We start from the raw sequence: 20,577 nt of genomic DNA, 5'->3' as shown, positions 1-20,577 counted from the left end.
TGCGCTGCGTAAGGTAAGAAACATGCTTTGAAACACGTAGAGAGATACGTAAGATACAAGTAGAATCGAACGCAGTCATAGTCAGACATGAAATCAAACATAACATCATACATGAATCAAACATAGTGCCAAACACGAACCAAACATAGTTCTATACACGAAATCAATAGCAAACAGCGTGCCAAGAATATTACGGCACGCTGTTTGTTATTTAGGTCTCTCATATGAGTAGGATCTGAACCGAGGTCTTCAGATGCCCTTGGATACAGGGAAGCCGAATGTGATTATCGCTCCTCCCTCTTGGAGGTTGGCGGCCTGTATAAGGCCGCCACAGCGCTCTACAATCGCGCGGGCAATGGCTAGGCCGAGCCCGGACTCGCCGTCCTTGCCTTTAACGAAACGGTGAAACAAGGTCGGTAGAAGTTCCTGCGGGAAGCCGGGGCCATCATCTGTAACGGTCAGCTCCACTTTTCCTTTTTCAATACTTCCCGTGATATGAATGTATTCCTTCGCATATCTTGCCGCATTCGTTACGATATTGAGCAACGCCTGCAGCAGCTTATCACGGTCGGCCATAATGACCAGCGCTTTGTTATCCGGACAGTCAATGCGGAGCTTCAGATTTTTCTTCACCAGCAGCGGGTTGACACGTTCGGCCATTTCTGACAATAGTTCATTCAGGCTCACCTCGGATGGCTTGAAAATATCCTCTTCGCTGTCCAATTTCGCCAGCAACGTCATTTCCGTTACGATTTTCCCCAATCTCCCGCTCTCCTCCAGAATCACATCCAGGCCCGTCCGGACACTCTCGCCTTCGAACACACCATCCCGGATACCCTCCGCGTACCCTGCAATGGACATCAGAGGCGTTTTCAGCTCATGGGATGCATTCTGGAAAAACTGCTTTTGTACCTGGTTGAACCGATTCAGCTCCCCGGCCATTTCATATACGGTCTGCGCGACAGCACCTATCTCACCTCCGGCTCTGACCAGCTGTACATCGGTAAAATGCCGCTCCTTGACCTTCTTCAATTCCTGCTTCAAATTCATTAGCGGCTGGATTAGTTTTTTCGTAATAAACAAACTGAGAAGGAACAAGATTGCACCTACAATGAAGATTACCAGAACAAGTCGTCCCAAGAGCGCCTGCTCGATTGCCTTGATCTTGCTCATTGGAGTCAGGAGCGTTAGGGTGCCCTGTGGAATCGCGCTTACATTCATCACATAACGTCCATCTTTCCCATTCCATAATTCCTGAAGACTGGAGGTAACAGGCTTGGCCTCCTGCAGCAGTGCGGGCGTGACTGCTGAGAAAGAGCTATCGGTTGCTTTCAAAGACGTTGCATTCAACGGCAGTGGACCTGTCAGCACTTTCCCGTTAGGATCGGTGACGATAGCTTCCACACCAGCATAACCAGCTGGAATCGCGCTTGCGACATCAAGGACTGCACCACTAGTCGTCTTGCTTGGGTCCAGAGCTACTCCATTCACATTTTGCAGGGTCCCCATATCCTGAATCATCGCTGGGGTAACATTCTCTTCTGCTTGGGATAAAGTCGCCGACATCGCCGCGCTTAATGTCTTGAGATCACTTTTCTGTGCCCCGATGAAATGATCCAGCAGCACATAATGAATCAACACCGCCGTGATCGAAAGAATCAGCGCCAATGATAACCCGAAGGCAAGGTTAATCTGGTGAACGAGTTTCATCTCAAGTCTCACTCCTGTCTGTACGCATACGGTATCCGTGTCCCCATACGGACTCTACCGGTAATTCCTCTATTTTTTTACGCATCCGCTTAATCAGATGATCGACTGCACGATCACTGCCGAAGTAATCGTCTCCCCAGACGAACGTCAATAGCTCGTCCCTCGTAAATGCCCGGTTCGGATGTTCTGCCAATACTTTAAGCATAGCAAACTCCTTACTGGTAAGATCCACTTCTTCGCCATGCCATATTGCCCGTCTCTCTTCCAGCAGCAGCCTGAGCTCGCCAATGTCGATTCGGGAAGACGCTGACGCTGTCTCATTAAGGGCTGCCCGTTCTTCTGCATTCGTGATCCGGACCCAGCGCTCCAGCTGCCGCTTGATTCGGGCAACCAGTTCGCGTGGACTAAAGGGCTTGACAAGATAATCGTCGCTGCCTAGTTCAAGACCGAGGATTTTATCCACTTCATTATCCTTGGCCGAAATCATGATAATTGGAACCTCGCCCTCATTACGGATGCGCCTGCATAATTCATAGCCATCCATACCGGGAAGCATGATGTCCATTACCCACATACTCGGTGGACTTGTTCTATATAATGTCCAAGCATCCTCAGCGTTCGCGAGGCCAATTGTTCGGTAATTTTCCTTGTGCAGATATGCTTCTATTAAAGTCCGGATATTCTCGTCATCATCGACTACTGCGATGAGATAGTTGTTATTCATGAAGTGGTCCTCCTGTGTCTTTTCTCTTTAGTAAGTATACCAAAGGTAGATATAGCATAAGAGCGTTGCCATTGTTTTTCCACAAATCAACCAATATTGTGCCACACTCCTCCTGTAAATTGGACATTGTAAGACAAACCAAACCACAAGGAGTGTTGAAAAATGAACTACAGCTTGAAATTCAAAAATGTCGCCCTGTCCGCCCTGCTGATCTCCGCCATCTCTGTACCGGTTATTGCCAACGCCGACAGTGCTGCAAATCTCAAAGACACCAAAAACGAAACAAGTGCCGTCCAACCATTGAAAGCCACTACTGCAGCCTTTACAATGGCTAACCCTTTAGAGCTGGCTAAAAAATATGCACCTGAAACTGTAAGCGAATGGGAAGTTGTACTGGAAAAATACAAAGAAGTACTGCCTATGGCTATTCTAGTAGATGCCTCTTCCGCTCAGAATATTTCTGAAATCCCTGCACTTCCCACGCTGAAGGAAGGCGAAGCCGTGAAAGGCACGCTTAAAAACGTAGAAGGGGTAAAAATCGAGCTGCCGGCCAAGTCTGAGACTACGAAGAGCAACCAGACGGCTGCGGTAAGCCCCAAAAATTCAGAAGCGGAAAAGCTAACATGGACTGAGGTTACAATTCCAGCTCAGGCAACAGCCCTCGGTGAAGTGAAAGTTTCCGGTAATTTGGAAGGCGTTCCGGCAGGAAAAGCTGTAAAACTCGACGCTGCATTCCCAGTAGTCTCTATAGAAAACAATGCATTCTTTAACGCTCAGAATAATCTGAACGAAGCTGTGGCTACTAAGGATGCTGCCAAAATCAAGAACGCCCTTGCTGAGCTCCTGAAGCAATACAAGGCAGAGATTAAGGTTACTAATTCGGAGAAAGCTCAGCCTCAAGAATAAATTACTCTATATATCCCACGTATAAAAACATTGCTATTCCCGGGCATCCCCACTCATATAGAATGACCGAAATCGCATGGATCAACAGACCCCCTCCCAGGGGGTCTGCTTTATGCTCGTTAACTCTCTTCAAATCAAGAAGATGGCCCTACATTCCATAGGGAGAGCGGGATTATTTTCAGCCTCAACACGATATACAGAAGGAGATACCACACTATGGATTTTCACGTCGATATTAAAAAGATTTTGCTGTCCCTCTTGCTGCTGGCTGCAGCCGCGCTTTGCTTCCTGCTCTGCACCGATAGCGAAGTAACTAGCCAGCTACCTGCTAGCGCAGTTGTGACGGCCGCGAAATCAGGCTTAAAGACCGAGATTGTAAAAGGCGGATTCAGGGCACAATCTGCTTATTGAACAGCTTACAACCCACAATTCACACTCGGGAGTTGTATTTGTTTAGCAAAAATCGTATAAATGCCCGAAAAACCTCATAACAATCTCATGTATGTCAATCATCCGGCATTTCGTAAAGAGAGGAAGATGAGTTCATGAATAAGCATCCCTCCAAATCCATTCACATTCCCCAACCGATCCGCAGTGACGGTGCGGGGAATGTAGACAATGGTCCGCGCGATATTTTACGGGATTTACAGAACCCCGATATGTTCGTCCCGCCGGTTACGGATAACGGGCTAGTTCCGAACCTGCGATTTTCGTTCTCCGATACACACATGCAATTGAACCATGGCGGCTGGTCACGGGAAATCACCGTGCGGGAGCTTCCGATCGCCACCACACTGGCCGGAGTGAATATGAGTCTGACCCCGGGCGGCGTCCGCGAACTGCACTGGCATCAGCAAGCAGAGTGGGCTTATATGCTGCTTGGCCGAGCTCGGATTACAGCTGTGGACCAGAACGGCAGAAATTTCATAGCTGATGTCGGACCAGGAGATCTGTGGTATTTTCCACCCGGCATTCCTCACTCCATTCAAGGCCTAGAAGAGGGCTGTGAGTTCCTGCTTGTGTTCGATGATGGCAGCTTCTCCGACCTCAACACACTCTCAATCTCAGACTGGTTCGCGCATACACCAAAAGAAGTATTATCAGCCAATTTCGGAGTTCCGGAAAGCAACTTTCAATCCATCCCTGACAAACAGGTATATATTTATCAGGATACCGTTCCAGGCCCTATTAACAGCCAGGCTGTTGAATCTCCGTATGGCCCCATCCCTTTGTCTTTTAAGCATCAGCTACTCGCACAACCTCCACTCAAAACCTCCGGGGGAAGTGTACGGATCGTGGATTCCTCCAATTTCCCCATCTCCACAACCGTCGCCGCAGCACTGGTGGAGATTGAACCGGGCGGTATGCGGGAGCTGCACTGGCATCCTAATAATGATGAGTGGCAGTATTACCTCTCGGGGCAAGGCCGGATGACCGTATTTGCAGGCGATGGAGCCGCCCGTACGTTCGATTACAGAGCCGGGGACGTAGGTTACGTGCCTTTTGCCTTCGGACATTATGTTCAGAATACCGGTACAGAGAGTCTATGGTTTCTGGAAATGTTCAAAAGCGACAGATTCCAGGATGTTTCACTCAATCAATGGATGGCCCTGACGCCTCACCAGCTTGTGGAGAGCAATCTGAATGTAAGCCCAGACTTCATCTCCAAGCTACAAAAGGTTAAACACCCGGTTGTTAAATATCCTCAGCATTGGGAGCAGAAGCGTTAAATTTCAGCATCACCGCGAACGACCCATGGAATCCCGATTGAGGGGAGTTTTCATGGGTTTTTAAGATGAGAATCAATTAATCAATGCGCTTACATCCTAAAATATGTTTTAATAAAAGAGACACTGCCCATAAATCCACAGTAAAGGAGAGTTCATACCGATGGAAATATCCTCTTTTTTGTTGCCTAAAGATCAGGTTGCCTATATTACCTCCTCAATGTCCATGTTGGAAGCGATGGAGCAATTGGAACAGCATCATTACACAGCGATCCCTATAATTGATGCCGCGGGGAAATATGTAGGGACTCTATCGGAGGGCGACCTGTTGTGGAAGCTGAAGCGGACGCCAGGACTAACGTTTGAAACGATGCGCGAGGTGCAAATTAGCGATATCCAAAGGCATGTGCACAACGAAAGTGTATTTGTCAGAGCACAAATGGAAGATATGCTGACTCTGGCTGCTGATCAGAACTTTGTTCCTGTAATCGACGAGGAAGAAGTTTTCATCGGGATCATCCGTCGTAAAGATATCATCGAATACTATACAAGCAATATCACAGATTAATACACAAATACCCCTGGTCCTTCTTCACACTAAAGTGAGGCGGGCCGGGGGTATTGTATGGTTATGGAATTAAAGCTCTGTCAGGATAATTGTCCCTTGCGGCGTAATCGCCAGTGTATGCTCGTATTGAGCAGACAAGCCGCCGTCAATGGTGCGAGCTGTCCATCCGTCTGCATCCACCTTCGTACGGTAGCTTCCGGTATTCAGCATAGGTTCAATGGTAAATACCATACCTTCTTTGAGGCGAGGTCCCTTCCCTGCGGGGCCGTAATGCGGCACCTCTGGGGCTTCGTGCATCTCCGAACCGATGCCGTGACCAATAAAGTCGCGCACCACCGAATAACCGCTCGTTTCAGCAAAAGTCTGGATCGCATGTGCTACATCCCCGATCCGATTGCCTGCCACCGCCTGCTCAATGCCACGGAACAACGATTCCTTCGTGGTATCCAGCAACTTTTGCGCTTCATCGCTGATGGTTCCCACTGCATAAGACCAGGCCGAATCAGCTAACCAGCCGTTCAGGTTCACCACCATATCGATTGTCACAATATCGCCTTCCTTCAAAGGCTCTTTCTTCGGAAAACCGTGGCAAATCACATCGTTGACCGATGCACAGGTCGCATAAGGATAACCATGGTAGCCTTTTTGTTCAGGCGTTGCCCCTTGGGACAGGATGAACTTTTCAGCAAATTCATCAATCTCCCAGGTAGTAATACCGGGTTTAATAATTTGCGCAATCTGCCGATGGCATTCGGCAAGAATCTTGCCGGCAGCCCGCATCTTCTCGATCTCTTCCATCGTTTTGATGATTATCATATATTCGCCTCTTTTTTTGTACAGAATCCATTACTGATCATAATGGCTCTTTATATGGTTTAGTAGTACTCCCCTTATATTATGAAAGAAAAACGGAAGAAATCCAAATTTTTTATGATTTCATTTAGAACAACTCCTATTTAAGTAGAAGGAATAACTAGATCGTACGAGGGGTCGAGGAACTTTCTTTGGATTAGCACATAAGATATTAAAATCCAAAAGTAAAGGGATGTTTCTCTTGCCTCTAGAAGATATTCCTAATATTACACCTACCGTCCTCATCACTAGAGATGAAGCGCTTAACCTCTTGTTATCCTCAATAGCCATTGAAGAATTAGGATTAGGTCATCTCATTAATGCCGAAGCAGAAAAAATTCAATACGCCGTTGGAACCCTACCTGGATTAACCAATCCACCTTCTATAAGCGATCTGATTGCTATTAATGAAAGTGTTCAAAATACGATGCAGGAAATCATTAAGAAAGAGATACTCCTGGTGTTTAAAATGAAATGCATCTTGGCGGCCCCTTCATTAGTTGGCCCAACTGGTCCAACCGGTCCTACAGGACCAGCCGGCGGACCGATTGGGCCTACTGGGGTTACGGGAGCTACAGGAGATACTGGGGCTACTGGGGCCACAGGTGATACGGGGGCTATAGGGGCTACTGGCGCTACCGGAGCGACGGGTGCTACTGGCGCTACCGGGGCCACAGGTGCGACAGGTACTACGGGTACTACTGGGGCGACAGGGGCTACTGGCGCTACTGGGGCGACGGGTGCTACGGGCACTACGGGCGCTACCGGAGCGACGGGGGATACTGGGGCGACGGGTGCTACTGGAGACACGGGGGTTGCAGGGGCGACAGGTGCTACTGGGGCGACAGGTGCTACCGGGGCTACCGGGGCTACAGGGGCTACTGGGGCTACAGGGACTACAGGGGCGACAGGAGATACCGGGGCTACAGGGGCTACGGGCGCTACTGGTGCTACTGGGGCTACAGGTGCTACTGGGGCTACAGGTGCTACGGGTATTACTGGGGCTACAGGTGCGACAGGTGATACGGGCGCTACTGGAGCTACCGGGGCGACAGGTACTACTGGGGCCACTGGCGCTACTGGGGCGACAGGTGCTACTGGGGCGACTGGGGTGACGGGTGCTACTGGCTCGACGGGTGCTACAGGTGCTACTGGGGCTACAGGGGCTACGGGTAATACTGGGGCTACAGGGGCTACGGGTAATACTGGGGCTACAGGTGCGACAGGTGATACGGGTGCTACTGGAGCTACCGGGGCGACAGGTGCTACTGGCTCGACTGGCGCCACGGGCTCGACTGGCACCACAGGCACCACTGGCGCCACAGGCTCAACTGGCGCTACAGGCACTACTGGTGCCACGGGTACTACTGGCGCGACAGGCTCGGCTGGCGCCACCGGCTCGACTGGCGCCACCGGCTCGACTGGCGCCACGGGCTCGACTGGCGCCACGGGCTCGACTGGCCCCACTGGCACCACTGGTACTGTCGGCGCCACGGGCTCTACCGGCCCCACTGGCACCACTGGTACTGTCGGCGCCACGGGCTCGACTGGCGCCACGGGCTCGACCGGCCCCACTGGCACCACTGGTACTGTCGGCGCCACGGGCTCTACCGGCCCCACCGGCACCACTGGCACTGTCGGCGCCACGGGCTCGACCGGCCCCACTGGCACCACTGGAACTGTCGGCGCCACGGGCGTTACCGGCCCCACTGGCACCACGGGTACTGTCGGCGCCACGGGCTTCACCGGCCCCACTGGCACCACTGGTACTGTCGGCGCCACGGGCTTCACCGGCCCCACTGGCACCACTGGTGCTACTGGTCCCGGGGCGATCATTCCGTACGCATCAGGTGTGCCAATCACTATGACCACTATTGTTGGTGGGTTAATCGGAACAACAAGCCTTGTAGGCTTTGGTAACTCTGTAACAGGTGTCAGCGCTTCAGGTGGAACCATCGATTTGACCGGTTCTTCAGGCACCCTACTCAACTTTGCATTTCAATGCCCTCGGCCTGGCACAATTACGAGTATGGCTGCTTTCTTCAGCACAACTTCCGGTCTTTCATTAGTCGGCTCATCGATTACGATTACAGCACAATTATATAGATCAGTTACTCCTAACAATACCTTTACGCCAATCCCTGGAGCGAGTGTTACTTTAGCCCCCGCACTCACAGGAATTATCCCTATTGGTCAGATTAGTAACGGATTGTCATCTGGTTTATCGATAGCCGTTACAAGCCAAGAGAGCCTGCTCTTGGTCTTCTCCGCAACAGCTTCAGGTCTAAGCCTGCTGAACACCATTGGTGGATATGCTAGAGCAGGTGTCACAATCAGCTAATACTTTAATAATTACTCGGATATCCCAATAATCCTTAACAATAAAGCTGGTCCAAAGATCTAACTAGATCCGAGGATCAGCTCTGTTTTGTTTTAAACTTTGTAATTTACAAAAAAACAAAGCTCCGACGCAATGCCGGAGCTTTAATAATCCCACTGTCTGTTCTAACTTTCTTTTTTATACCGTGTGAAAATTAAGTCCTGAAGTTACCGCCTTCACATACCCGGCACGGATGACAAAGTCGCCAAAGTGCTCACCCGATTGACGCTCTTTGGCATAACGGTGAAGCATCGGCGTGAGCAGCGAAAGAATCTCATCCTCGCCGATATTTTCCCGATAAATCTTATTCAGCCGGTCCCCAGTGAAGCCTGCGCCCAGGTACATATTGTATTTGCCCAGTGACTTGCCGATGAACGAAATCTCACCCAGCGCCGGGCGCGCACAGCCATTCGGGCAGCCAGTCATCCGGATAACGATTTCTTTGTCACGCAGACCCGCCTCGTCGATCACCAGTTCCAGCTTATCCAGCAGCAGCGGCAAATAACGCTCGGCTTCCGCCATCGCCAGACCACATGTCGGCAGGGCCACACAAGAAAGTGAGCTTCTCCGCAGTGCCGAATGATGGGCCCCATCAGTCAGACCGTAATGCTGAGCCAACTCCATAATCTTGCGTTTCTTCGCTGTAGTGATGTTGGCGATTATCAGATTCTGGTTCGGGGTCAGGCGGAAATCACCGGTATGGATCTTGGCAATCTCCCGGAGGCCAGTCATCAGTTCATAACCTTTCTGATCATGAATCCGTCCGCTCTGAACGTAGAGCGTCAGGTTCCAGCGGCCATTGCTGCCTTTGATCCAACCATAACGGTCGCCGTTGTGCTCAAAATAAAAATCGCGTGCCGCCTCCAGCTGCCAGCCCAGCCGGTCATACAGCTCTTCAGTGAACCACTCGATACCGTGACGGTCGATGGTGTACTTGAAGCGGGCGTTCTTCCGTACAGAACGGTTGCCATAATCACGCTGGATCGTTACCGTCTTCTCGGCGACATCAATCAACTGCTCCGGCTTGCAGAAACCGATGACCCGGCCAAGCTGCGGATAAGTATTGGTATCGCCATGGGTCATTCCCATCCCGCCGCCCACAGTGACATTGAAACCGACCAGCTTGTTATCTTCAATAATAGCGATGAAGCCCAGGTCCTGGGAGAACACATCCACATCATTGGAAGGCGGCACCGCCAGACCAATCTTGAATTTACGCGGCAGGTAAACCGGACCGTAAATCGGTTCTACCTCTGGTTGGTCTGCAAGACTGTCCACTACCTTTTCCCCATCCAGCCAGATCTCATGATAAGCCGGTGTGCGCGGCGACAGATGATCGCTGATCCGTCTTGCCCATTCATAAACCTCACCGTGTACATCCGACTGATATGGATTGGGGTTGCTCATGACATTACGGTTCACGTCGCCGCATGCCGCAAGTGTTGTCATCAGCGAATCATTGATGCTTTTGATCGTCTTTTTCAGGTTCCATTTCAGCACCCCATGCATTTGAAAAGCCTGTCTCGTCGTTATACGCAGAGTGCCATTACCGTATAGCTGGGCCAGTCTGTCCATCTCCAGCCATTGGGCCGATGTCGCCACCCCGCCAGGAGCTACGACCCGCAGCATAAATTGGTAGGCCGGCTCCAACTTCTGGCGCTCCCGTTCATTCCTCAGATCCCGGTCATCCTGCATATAGCTGCCGTGGAATTTCAACAAACGGTTATCATCCTCCGGCAAGCCTCCGGTTATCGGATTCTGTAAGGTCTCCACCAAGGCGCCCCGTAAATAATTACTCTCACTCTTTATATGCTCAACATCGCTTGGCGGACCGCCAATAGGCGTTACCGATAATTTATTCGCCAATGCTGTCATCTCCTCTCGCAGATCATCCCGGTGCCCTCGCGGACCCTATATCTCAATATACATCGCGTTGGTAGCGTTGTTCCTGCTGCATTTGCTCCAGATAAGCGACAGCATCCTCGGGGCTAAGTCCGCCCTCCTGCTGAATGACAGTAATCAGTGCCGTATGAACGTCGTGCGCCATATGCTTCTCGTCACCGCATACATAGACATGTGCACCTTCTTGCAGCCATTGATATAGCTCACGGCTCTTCTCCAGCAAACGGTGCTGAACATAGACCTTCTCCTCTGTATCACGTGAAAAGGCCACGTCCAGCTTCGTCAGCACACCATCCTTCAGCATCCGCTGCCAGTCGGTCTGATACAGGAAGTCTGTCACAAAGTGACGGTCTCCATAGAACAGCCACGATTTCCCTTCGGCGCCAAGCTCTTCCCGCTCCTCCAGGAACGAACGGAACGGCGCTACGCCCGTACCCGGTCCAATCATGATGATCGGGGAATCGCCACTAGCCGGAAGCTTGAAATTGGGATTGTTTTGAATATAAATCGGCAAAGTATCGCCCGGCTGCACCCGCTCTGCGCAATGAACAGAGCATACGCCGTACCGGTCACGCCCGTGGGCCTGATAACGTACTGCACGGACTGTGAAATGAACCTCGTCCGGATTCGCATTATAGCTGCTTGCAATGGAGTATAGACGGGCTGGCAGCTTGCGCAGAACCGGTACAAAGCTGCGGGCTGATGCCTGCCAAGGTCCGAAATCTTGCACCAGATCCAGCAGGTCTCGGCCATGGATGTATTCTTTCAGCTCCTGCTGGCGATCCGGCGACAGCAGTTCCTGAAGCTGACTGCCGGTGGAGAACTGCACCGCCTGCTCCAGTAGCGGCTTGGTCAGCACCGTAATCTCATAATGATACTTGAGCGCATCCAGCAAAGAACCTTCTTCGCCCTTCTTATTGAAAGGAACCTTCTCTTCCGGCTTCCAGCCGAAAGCTGCGATAATCTCGTCAACCAGCTGCGGATGATTCTCAGGGTAGACACCAAGGGAATCTCCTGGTTCGAATTGCAGATTAGATCCGGCAAGCGACAGCTCCAGATGCCGTGTTTCACGATCTGAGCCGCGTCCGTTCAGATTAATATTCTCAAGAATTTCAGCTTGAAAAGGATTGCTTCGTGAATATTCTGATGTCTCTTGCCCCGGCGCTTTATCAGCTGCCTTTACGGCTTCCGTAGCGATCGCTGAGGGGTTAAGACGTTCTTGTAAGGATTGCAGTACACCTTCAATCCATTCCGCCACTGGTTCATCATAATCCAAATCGCAATCTACACGCGGGTACAGGCGCTGTCCGCCAAGTTCCTCCAGGCGCTGGTCGAAGTCTTTACCAGTCTGGCAGAAGAATTCGTAGGAAGTATCGCCCAAAGCCAGGACAGAGAAACGCAGATGCTCAAGTCCCGGTGCTCTCTTACTATAGAGAAATTCATGAAACGCACGCGCATTGTCCGGCGGATCTCCTTCACCATGCGTACTGACCAGTATCAGCAAATTCTCCACTTTCTTCAATCCATTTGGCTTGAAGCTGTTCATGGAAGACTGTGTGACCTGAAACCCTTGCTCCTCCAGCTTGCGGGACAGGCTACCGGCTAGTCGCTGGCAATTGCCGGTCTGGGAGCCGAACAATACCGTCACCTCTCGGGAAATGGCCGGTTGACTGACCGGGGTAGCACTCTCTTCGGCCAGAACAGGTGCGGATGATAAAACCGCAGTTGTCGGCACCGCTGCCTGAAGAGCGGACAGGTAGCCGCTGAGCCATATTTGCTGCGATGGCGTCAAGGTTGGTAACAGACGGTTAAGAAGCTCTGCCTGCTCCGGGGTAAACGGACTGTTAGTGACTTGTAATTGCAACAATATCCACCTCTCCTAAACAAGAAATCTTGCTCCGTATATAGGGCTGATGCAGCCTCATATCCTCACTTCATGGATTCAGGCTAACATAATAAATGGAAACGGGCAATGAATCGTAATTCCGCTATTTTTTGTATAATCATGCAATATTGGCTATAAATCGCTAAAAAACGATCGAAATCATAGTAAATCACCCCGTTTTCCCTCACTTCATTACAATAAGTAATAAGTTGTATTAGATAAATTGATAAAGTGATCTATCCGTTAACACTCCGAAAATATAAAAAAGGATAGGCCGAGGCCTACCCTTGTTCGTGAAAACTATATTAATGTTACCTATCTGTAGGACGAGTTAATTAATCAGCGCTGACAAAAGCACTCTTGTTCGCTGCTAGTACTGCTTTCAACCCAACCGGTGCTTGCCCTGTAAAATCTTTTACAGTCGTTGTGACTTGTCCATACTCGCCTTTAGAAGAAGCGGTCTGGAACGAAGCAAAAACCTGCGCTGCGCCATTCGGCAATCCGGCAGCTTCATAGATGCCTACCAGTTGCTCCGTTGTCAGTGGAACGAATTCAATAGCTCTGCCGGTGAACTCGCTGGCGATTGCTGCGATATCCTTGCCAGTCAATGCTTCCGGCCCTGATACATCCAGCGTCTGGTTCCCCGAGACAGTAGCTATGAGTGCCGCTGCCGCTGCATGGGCACAGTCTTCACGTGTAACATAGGCCGTTGCGCCGTCACCGGTAGCAGCGGCGTACTGTCCGGAGGCTATCGCTTGCTGCACCGCAGGAATTAGACTATGAGTATAAAGATTATTGCGGAGAATGGTGTAAGACAAGCCACTACTCTTGATCTTCTCTTCTGTAGCGTAATGATCTCCTGCCAGCAGACAAGCTGTACCCGGTTCTGGGCTAGGTAACGACGTATATACCAAATGCTCCACACCCGCTTGGACAGCTGCATCTACAGCATTGAGATGCTGCTGCACACGCTGGCCGGGAACACTAAGTGCATCAGTGCTAATCAGCAGCAGGCGTTTGGCTCCGGCAAAAGCTTCCGGCAGCGTCTCCGGCTGGTCAAAGTCCGCCTGACGGACAATCACTCCACGTTCCGTGAGACTAGATAACTTCTGCGGATCACGACTTGTGACAATGATTGGGCCCTGATGATGCTCAAGCAGCCATTCAATGGCCAATTGCCCGAGTTGTCCGCTTGCACCTGTAACTAATACCGCTTCATTTGTTTGACTCATGCTCTATTCCTCCCGAATAATGCTTAAATAATCAACCTGTAATCATTATAGTTACAGGTTGATGTATTGTCAACTTTATTAAAAAAAGAGAAGCCCCCCGCTGATCTATTCTGTGATCGGCTCAGGTGACTTCTCTGATTGATGATATTAAAATGCGTTTCGATTCAAATTATCCGCTTTAACTGACCTACAATCATATAACAAAGAACTAGTACAACCCCGGCATTGATCGCCACATCCGCAATATTAAGAATGCCGTTGCTACCGCCGAAGACCAGAAAATCCGTTACCTTGTTGAACAGCACGCGGTCTATAGCATTGCCAATCGCCCCACCGACCAGGAATCCAGCGGCTGCGTTCAGCAAATGGCCTCTAATCTCGCCTTTGCGGCGGTAATAAAAGATGGCTACAACAAATCCTATTGCTACAATGACAAAATATCGACCAAAGCCCTGAAAAGAGCTGAACGCTGCGCCACTGTTTTCATAGAATGTGAATTTCAGGAGATGGGCCGAGAAAGGGACCGTCTCCCCTACCTCCATATGGGTGCGCACCAGCCATTTTGACACTTGATCAACAAGAATGACGAGTGCAGATATCAAATAAAAAATCACCGGCTGTTAGCCTCCTCTTTAACCTCTATTGATAGCCAGGCTTTACTCTGATGTGCTATCTATAAACTAATCGCATCCCGCCTAAAAAACAAGCCTGTCCATTACTTTCTAGTCAAATTGCAATGCCTTTACTCACATTAGAGTTAGATTTTTGCAACCATTAGACTCTCTATTGCAATCATCGAGTGGTACACCCGTTTCTTCAAAAAAAAGACAAGCCCCCTCAGGGCTTGTCTTCTTCCTTCTCCGGACTATTGTCCGGGAATAATACTTCGCCGCTGGCCTGTCTAATCTTCACAATCTCTTCGAGAGTCTGGGACAGTTCGCCAGGCGGGTATGGCTTGGTAAGATATTTTTGAATAACGTTATTAAGTGCGTTTTTATCCGATTTGTCCAGGGCCGAGGAAATCACCAGCGGAATCGTCTCGGTTCGACGATCTTCCTTGAGCATGCGGATGAGATCCCAGCCGTCCAGTTCGTCTCCAAGCATCAGATCAATTACGATGGCTACGAACGGTGTCTTCAGCGCCTGGTCAAACGCTTTTTGCGGATGATAGTGATGGGTGACCCGGAAGCCCTTACCCTTCAGTTCCTCCGACAACAGTAGCGAGAGGCTGTAATCATCCTCCACGATCATGACATTAGGCTTGGATTCTTTGTCCGGGTTCCATCTGCCCCCGTCTTCTTCATACTGCTTATGCTCGGAGTAGAGGTTCGGAAGGCTGAACCAGACCGTAGTTCCTTTGCCTTCGACAGATTCGATGCCGATTTCGCCCTTCTGCTTATCGATAATCTCCTTGCAGATGGCGAGGCCAAGCCCTGTTCCGCCAATGCGTTTCGAAGCGCTATTGTCCACTCTTCTGAATTTCTGGAATAAGTGTCCGATCTGATCCTTCGGAATCCCCAGACCATGATCCTGGATTCTGACCACGATACGGTCTTCCTCATTATGAAGATGAACATTCACCTCATTGCTGTCTGGCGAGAACTTGATGGCGTTACTCAGCAGATTGGTTAGCACCTGAATGATTTTGTCTCTGTCCACTTCCACTTCGGAATTGAATGCTTCGTCTACCAGCAGCACATTATGTGAACCCAGCTTGTATTGGTCCAGTACACCCAGCACGATTTCACTCAGGTTCGCAGATTCCGTCGTATACTGCTGCTTGCCAGACTCCATCCGCTGAAGATCCAGGAAATCATTGATCAGTTCCGTTAATCGCTTCGCTTCCTTGTGAATCGTCTCCAGATATTTAAGCTGCTTCTCCGGCTTCATCGTTCTGGCCAGCAGCAGCTCCGTGAATCCCAGTACGCTTGATAGCGGTGTTCTCAGCTCATGACTGACCGTGCTAACCAGTTCGGATTTCATCAGATCCAGCTCATATTCCCTTGTAATATCACGGTGAACGAACAAGGTACCAATCCGTGCATCCCGCCGGAACACCGGTATAGCATATACATCGATATGCTTCACAGACTCGGTTCCGATCGAATACCGCATGCTGGCCGATTCCGCCGCCTCTTCACCCAGTGCCTTCTGGAAGAAACCGCGGATGTCGTTTGATTCGTTGGCAGCCTGCATGAAATGAGCCATCCACTCTTCTTTGGATTCATGACCGCCTTCTGTCCAACTGCTGTAATCGGTCATTTGACACAGTGCTTTATTAGCATGGAGCATCGTACCTTCGGTATCCACAAACTGAATACCTTCATTCACATTGTTGACGATATCCTGGTTCAGCTTCCGGGCATGCTCGATTTCCTCGTACATGAACAGCCGCTCAATTGCCAGTGACACCCGGTTCATCAGACCCTGGACCTCATTTAGCTCTTCGTCACTGAAAGATAGCCCAATCCGGCTGCCGCAGAAGACGGCTAAAATCTCATCCTCGGCATTAACCACTTTCGTATAGAAATCATAGCAGTACATCTGATCCGGCGCGATTCCCTGTTCCGCCTCAGTTGCCGGCCGTTTGATAACATAGGAGCTTTCTGTCTGCAAGCGATGCAGCATTTCGCTGCAACTTCTTTCCACATAACGCTCGATCCGATCCTGGGGAATACCTTTGGCCGCATAGATTGTATCCTTGGTAAGCAAGAAGAAGCTTGAATCAAAGGAATATAGCCGGTTCATGAAATGCAAGAACTTTTCAGTAAATTCATTTTTGTTAAGTGTATAGGAAATATCGTGATTGAGCTGATTGTTGAGCTCCAGCATAGTCTTCGTCTGTTCCGTCGCCTTAAGCGTCAGCGCCAGCTCCTGCTGAACACTCTTCAGTGAAGTGATATCGCTGGCAATCAAGATATACTGGTAGATTGTGCCCTCACTATTGAGGTAAGGAACAATGGTCAAATTCAGCCAGGTTGTGGCACCGGACTTCGTTTGCAGCCCGATTTCATGAGTCCAGACACCGCCACTCTTCAGCTTACGGTACATCTGCTGCATATCATGCTCCAACATATCCGGCATCTCGAACAGCTTGTACGTATAGCCGATAATCTCGGAGTTCCGGTAGCCCGTATAACTGCTCAGATTGTCATTGGCATAAGTAAAGACACCTTTAGCGGAGAGAATACCCACGGCAGCCGATTGATCCAATGCCTTCATCATGCTTTCAATTTCACTCAGCGAGCGCTGCAATCTATGCTGCTGATCATGAAGCTCATCCTGCTGGGCATGCAGTTCTTCATTCTGCATCATTAGTTCTTCTTCTTTATCCTGAATGCTATGAGCCATATCCAGGAATGCATTGTACAGACGCCCAATCTCATCCTTCTGATGCAAGGTGCCGAGCAGGATTTGTTCTCCGGCCGCCAGGGAGTGGGTAGCCTCTTCCAGCTTCAGGATGGGAACAATCAGATTTCTGAGAATACGCCACACCAGCAGGGTGAAGAGAAAGAGAATCGCCGTACTGAACAAGAAAGCGACTACTGTAAACTCATTGGCTTTACGTATGGAGTCCTTGGCCATCTCATTCAATGCAGTGTCTGCACGCTTTTGATACCCCTTCGTGTAATCAAGAAACTCATTGACTTTAGCCGTAGTGCCCCCTCCCGAGGTTGACCGCAGCGCCTCATAATTTCCTTCTTCCGCCAGTTTAAGTGCTCGTGGCAGGAGTGTGTATTTGTACTCGGTGTAAAAAGCCTTCAGGTCATCCCGATACTTCGATTCTTCTTTTGACAATGTAAGCTGGGAATAGTCTTTCAACACACCGTCAAAATCATGAAGAGCTTGATTCAGCAGCATCAGTTCATTTTCATTTTTCAGCGCAATAAATCCTCTGGCCCGAAGAAAGATCTCATTAAGATTATCCGAGAGTTGATTGATCGTCTGCGTCTTCTTGTGCAGCGTATCCCTGTCGTGGCTCAGCTTCTCCTGCTCTTTGTTGATATACAGGAAAAAGGCCATGCCACACAGAATGATCAGTGTGAATACGCTCGCAATAATGCGAAAATATCGGTTCTTCAAGCTGGCGCCGCCGAAGCGGTTGGCTTTGGTCACTTCAGTATCCCCTCCACGACTTGCAACAGCTCCAGCGGGCTGAACGGCTTGGGCATGAAGTAGCGTACACCTGCCTCAATTGCCCGGTTGCGGTCCACTTCCTGTGCCTTCGCGGTCAGCATAAGAAACGGGGTATTCTTTTTCTTCTCATCATCCACCTGTCCAAGCACTTCGATCCCCGTCATCTTCGGCATCATATAATCCAGAATGACCAGATCATAAGTCTCCGCTTCCAGCTTCTCCAGCGCATCCTCACCGTTATCCGCTGTAAAGATCTCCACATCCTCCAGATCCTCCAACGTGTCCGTAATCAGCATGCGCAATACTTCTTCGTCATCTACCACCAGTACTTTTTGCATTCTAACCTCCACTTGTTTACGCTTCTTGGTTGTTATCGCCTGCTACCTGCCTAGAACAGGAATCGGAAAGCCAGACGTTCAATCCGCAGCATCAGTTCGTTCATGTCAAACGGCTTTATTACATAATCATCGGCACCCATCTGCAATGCGTGAACAATATCCGCCTGATTATTTCGCCCGGTCAACATAATTACGACAATATTCTCCTCCGGGTAATTCCCGCGAATCCGTTCCAGCACCTCAATCCCGTCCAGCACTGGCATGATACCATCCAGCAGAACAATATACTTCTCTTCACTGCTGTACCAGTCTGATTGCAAAAACTCAGGGCCGCTGGAATAGCTGCTAATATTGACCTTAGCCATGTTGGAGGGCTTCCAGTCCGCGAACTCGCTGGTCACAATTCGACGCACCAACGCATCATCATCTACGATGATCACATTAAGCACAGAGTCAAATTTAGTGGCGAGCAACTGCTGAGTATATATTGTTGTTTGATTCCGGCCCCCATGCTTGCTGGCATACAGCGCTTTGTCGGCTTCTTCCACCAGCTTTACGGAATGCTGCTCTTCCCCAGCTTTAACTTCCGTAATCCCACTGGAGAAGGTCACATTAAAGGTATGCTTCTTGGTACGGAACTCTTTTGCCGAAAAACGCCTCTGAATCCTCTCCACCACCAGCTTGGCGGAAGAGGCATCCGTATTCGGCAGGAAAAGAGCAAATTCCTCACCGCCGTAGCGGCAGAAAACATCCTCTACCCGGATCGAAGCCTGTACAAATTCTGAAAATGTATGCAGGACTTCATCCCCGGCCAAATGCCCGTATGTATCATTAATTGCCTTGAAATGATCTAAATCTATAAGCACGAGCGAAAATACCCGGTTCGTGCGTCTGTAATCCGACAGTAGCTGCTTCATCGTCTGGTTGAAATGCTTGCGGTTAAAGGCGCCTGTCAGCTCATCAACAATGATCGACTCCTGCCATTCTCTCTTCAGTTCAAAGCGATTTTGGATCAGGGTTAGGAAGATATCAATATCCACCGGCTTCTTGATAAAATCCATAACGCCAAGGGAATAGGCATGCATCTGTACTTCCTTGGAGTGCTCCGCGCTAATCATAATAATCGGAATCCGTTCTTTTTTGGCCTTGCCGATAATTTGATTCAGCACTTCAATCCCGCTTTGGTCCGGCAGCATAATATCAAGAAGGATCATGTCCGGTTTGCTCTCGTAAAAGATCTTCAGGCCCCGTTCGGCAGACAATGCGATGCTGACATAGTAGGGATTCTTCTCTAGCGACTCCTTCAGGTAGGCTACAAGCTGCACATCATCATCAATGATCAGGATCTCATACTGCGGGCGGGCATCCTCTGTCTTATTCCCATCAGGCAGACCTGAGGGCTTCGTAGTGGAAACGGCGTTGTCATTAAGCAAGGTCATTAGCGGATACAAATAACGTCCCCATTCGGCGGGCGGCCACTCTCTTCGGCTATCATCCCCGAACAAAGGCAGCGTTTTCTCTGCCAACTCCTCAATCTCCTTGAGTCCTACCGTTCCGGCAGTTCCTTTCAGGTTATGCAGGAACCGATGGATATCCTTTTCCTCCACGGAAGGCTGTTTCGACCATTCCTCCAAGGTCTGTCTGGTTCTCTGCTCAACCAGGTCTTTATATTTACGTGTTGTCATAGCAACTCCTTTAAATACGGACATTTCACATCATGCTATTCCCAAATTTTGAGCCTGTCAAAACTCCAGTTCATCATATTTTTAATGTGTTGTCAATTAATATCCTTTGTAAAGAACGTGTAAGGATTAAAAAGTTGATCAACCTGACAAAAAACCTTTGGTTGAAGCTTGCAACATCATTTGCAATAATGATTGAAATGGTCATTTTCGCCCCCAGTTGGCGGAAGAACACTTACATATAAAGGGAGGCTGTTTCGATTGAAGGGGATCATAACGGTATTGGGGAAAGACAAGGTTGGGATTATTGCCAAAGTATGTACCTATCTCGCTGAACACAACTTGAATATTCTGGACATTTCGCAAACCATTGTTCAGGACTATTTCAACATGATGATGATCGTCGAACTTACCGGGGCTACCAAGAGCTTTGAGGTGATTGTAGAGGAACTGCAGCTGATCGGTACCGAAATCGGCGTTGAAATCAAGCTTCAGCATGAAGATATCTTCAATATTATGCATCGTATTTAGGAG

General features: G+C 49.6%; 16 protein-coding genes. 6 read left to right on the top strand and 10 right to left on the bottom strand.

Features of this window, described 5'->3' with window-relative positions; all coding sequences use genetic code 11:
* Positions 1–249: 249 nt before the first annotated feature.
* Positions 250–1,710, bottom strand: coding sequence for a sensor histidine kinase (locus tag ACFVU8_RS00750; protein ID WP_387425500.1), 1,461 nt, complete (start codon positions 1,708–1,710; stop codon positions 250–252).
* Between the two features lies 1 nt (position 1,711).
* Positions 1,712–2,434: a response regulator transcription factor gene (locus tag ACFVU8_RS00745; RefSeq protein WP_175372435.1), complete on the bottom strand. Its 723-nt coding sequence runs from the start codon at positions 2,432–2,434 to the stop codon at positions 1,712–1,714.
* Positions 2,435–2,596: 162 nt separating this feature from the next.
* Here ACFVU8_RS00745 and ACFVU8_RS00740 point away from each other — a divergent pair, with 162 nt between their 5' ends.
* From ACFVU8_RS00740 to ACFVU8_RS00725, 4 genes are all read left to right on the top strand, one after another.
* Positions 2,597–3,340 (top strand): hypothetical protein, encoded by a 744-nt coding sequence (locus ACFVU8_RS00740; RefSeq protein ID WP_387425498.1) that lies wholly within the window; start codon positions 2,597–2,599, stop codon positions 3,338–3,340.
* A 216-nt stretch (positions 3,341–3,556) separates the two neighbouring features.
* Positions 3,557–3,751: a hypothetical protein gene (locus ACFVU8_RS00735; RefSeq protein ID WP_379464601.1), complete on the top strand. Its 195-nt coding sequence runs from the start codon at positions 3,557–3,559 to the stop codon at positions 3,749–3,751.
* Between the two features lie 134 nt (positions 3,752–3,885).
* Positions 3,886–5,070, top strand: a complete 1,185-nt coding sequence (locus ACFVU8_RS00730) for an oxalate decarboxylase family bicupin (protein WP_387425496.1) — start codon at positions 3,886–3,888, stop codon at positions 5,068–5,070.
* A 160-nt stretch (positions 5,071–5,230) separates the two neighbouring features.
* On the top strand, positions 5,231–5,635 hold the full coding sequence (locus ACFVU8_RS00725) for a CBS domain-containing protein (protein ID WP_175372431.1): 405 nt from the start codon (positions 5,231–5,233) through the stop codon (positions 5,633–5,635).
* 69 nt (positions 5,636–5,704) lie between these two features.
* Here the strand turns inward: ACFVU8_RS00725 and map are convergent, their stop codons facing one another.
* A complete protein-coding gene (gene map, locus ACFVU8_RS00720; RefSeq protein WP_379196193.1) occupies positions 5,705–6,451 on the bottom strand; it encodes a type I methionyl aminopeptidase in 747 nt (248 codons plus the stop codon).
* 238 nt (positions 6,452–6,689) lie between these two features.
* On the opposite strand from map, the gene ACFVU8_RS00715 reads away from it, so the two are divergent.
* Positions 6,690–8,828 (top strand): exosporium glycoprotein BclB-related protein, encoded by a 2,139-nt coding sequence (locus ACFVU8_RS00715; protein WP_387425494.1) that lies wholly within the window; start codon positions 6,690–6,692, stop codon positions 8,826–8,828.
* A gap of 177 nt (positions 8,829–9,005) precedes the next feature.
* On the opposite strand, the gene cysI is transcribed toward ACFVU8_RS00715, so the two are convergent.
* From cysI to ACFVU8_RS00680, 7 genes are all read right to left on the bottom strand, one after another.
* Positions 9,006–10,733: an assimilatory sulfite reductase (NADPH) hemoprotein subunit gene (gene cysI, locus ACFVU8_RS00710; RefSeq protein ID WP_387425492.1), complete on the bottom strand. Its 1,728-nt coding sequence runs from the start codon at positions 10,731–10,733 to the stop codon at positions 9,006–9,008.
* A gap of 52 nt (positions 10,734–10,785) precedes the next feature.
* Positions 10,786–12,633: an assimilatory sulfite reductase (NADPH) flavoprotein subunit gene (locus ACFVU8_RS00705; protein WP_387427153.1), complete on the bottom strand. Its 1,848-nt coding sequence runs from the start codon at positions 12,631–12,633 to the stop codon at positions 10,786–10,788.
* Positions 12,634–12,989: 356 nt separating this feature from the next.
* Positions 12,990–13,886 (bottom strand): SDR family oxidoreductase, encoded by an 897-nt coding sequence (locus ACFVU8_RS00700; protein WP_387425489.1) that lies wholly within the window; start codon positions 13,884–13,886, stop codon positions 12,990–12,992.
* 164 nt (positions 13,887–14,050) lie between these two features.
* The gene (lspA, locus tag ACFVU8_RS00695; RefSeq protein WP_387425487.1) at positions 14,051–14,500 is read right to left on the bottom strand and encodes a signal peptidase II; all 450 of its coding nucleotides are present in this window, start codon (positions 14,498–14,500) and stop codon (positions 14,051–14,053) included.
* Positions 14,501–14,723: 223 nt separating this feature from the next.
* Entirely contained in the window at positions 14,724–18,002 is a 3,279-nt protein-coding gene (locus tag ACFVU8_RS00690; RefSeq protein ID WP_387425485.1) for an ATP-binding protein, read from the bottom strand.
* Positions 17,999–18,361: a response regulator gene (locus ACFVU8_RS00685; RefSeq protein ID WP_379464609.1), complete on the bottom strand. Its 363-nt coding sequence runs from the start codon at positions 18,359–18,361 to the stop codon at positions 17,999–18,001. Before ACFVU8_RS00685 ends, ACFVU8_RS00690 begins: the two co-directional genes overlap by 4 nt.
* Before the next feature lie 50 nt (positions 18,362–18,411).
* Positions 18,412–20,046 (bottom strand): GGDEF domain-containing response regulator, encoded by a 1,635-nt coding sequence (locus ACFVU8_RS00680; protein ID WP_387425482.1) that lies wholly within the window; start codon positions 20,044–20,046, stop codon positions 18,412–18,414.
* Positions 20,047–20,304: 258 nt separating this feature from the next.
* Here ACFVU8_RS00680 and ACFVU8_RS00675 point away from each other — a divergent pair, with 258 nt between their 5' ends.
* Positions 20,305–20,574: an ACT domain-containing protein gene (locus ACFVU8_RS00675; RefSeq protein WP_175373564.1), complete on the top strand. Its 270-nt coding sequence runs from the start codon at positions 20,305–20,307 to the stop codon at positions 20,572–20,574.
* The last annotated feature ends 3 nt before the right edge of the window (positions 20,575–20,577 follow it).

It is taken from the genome of Paenibacillus sp. NPDC058177 (assembly GCF_042883835.1).
Lineage (GTDB): Bacteria > Bacillota > Bacilli > Paenibacillales > Paenibacillaceae > Paenibacillus_AQ > Paenibacillus_AQ agri.
The sequence above is the reverse complement of the archived record's forward strand: the minus strand, read 5'-3'. Positions and strand labels throughout refer to the sequence as shown.